At 33.6% G+C, this 926-nt stretch carries 2 pseudogenes; both read right to left on the bottom strand.

Annotated features, from left to right (window positions below):
• Nucleotides 1-344, bottom strand: a pseudogene (gene sqr, locus KA878_RS13560) (type II sulfide:quinone oxidoreductase Sqr); the annotation flags it as partial.
• Nucleotides 345-361: 17 nt separating this feature from the next.
• Nucleotides 362-926: pseudogene (cstB, locus tag KA878_RS13555) on the bottom strand (persulfide dioxygenase-sulfurtransferase CstB); the annotation flags it as partial.

Raw genomic sequence — 926 nt, 5'->3', positions numbered from 1 at the left:
GACCAATTAATCTGTAATCCAGGGGCTACCACTAAAAATTCGTAACTAACGACCGAATTATCTCCTAAAATAATGCTATTGTTTTCAGGTTGAAAGCTTGAAACAGCATTTTTTATCCATTGAACACCTTCAGGCATAACACTTTTCATATCTTTACGAGAACTTTTTAAACTCGATACCCCAGCACCAACCAAAGTCCATAACGGTTGATAATAATGATATTCAGCCGGGTCTATAATTGCTATTTTTCCTTTTAAGCTTTGATTTTTTCTTAATAGTCTTGATGCCACGGTAATACCTGCTGTACCGCCACCTACAATAACAATTTGATAATACTTACTCATTTTTCCACACCCTTAAATTATTTTAATGATTCTGGAAAATCTTGATAGCCTTCTCTAATATTCACGACATTTTCAAATCCTTTATTTTCTAAGATACCCACTGCGATTGAACTTCTAACACCTGACTGACAATGTACGTATATTTTATCCTCTTTATTAAATGGAATATTTTCATTTAATAATTTACCATGCGGAATATTGACTGCTTGATCTAAGTGCCCATTATTCCACTCTTCTTCATTACGTACGTCGAGTACATTTGCTTCTTCACCAGTAATATCAGCGCTGTGGATGGATTGTGTTAGAATTTCTGATTTTGGTAAACGATAGCCTGCTACATTATCAAAACCAATTAATTGTAAAGTATGCGTTGCTTGTTCAACTGTAGATTTATCTCCGATTAAATCTACATCTTTTTCAAAATCTAAATACCAACCGATCTGGTTAATAAAGTTTTTGTTATAAGGAATATTGATTGTTCCTTGTGTATGTCCACCGTGAAAGGCTTCTTTGCTACGAAGATCAAATGCTATTCTTTCATTATCTAAACTAGGATAAACGTTGTATGGTTGATACATTTTC

The sequence above is a fragment of the Staphylococcus sp. GDY8P57P genome (assembly GCF_017892585.1).
Taxonomy (GTDB): domain Bacteria; phylum Bacillota; class Bacilli; order Staphylococcales; family Staphylococcaceae; genus Staphylococcus; species Staphylococcus borealis.
This window is presented reverse-complemented; position numbering and strand designations above follow the sequence as displayed.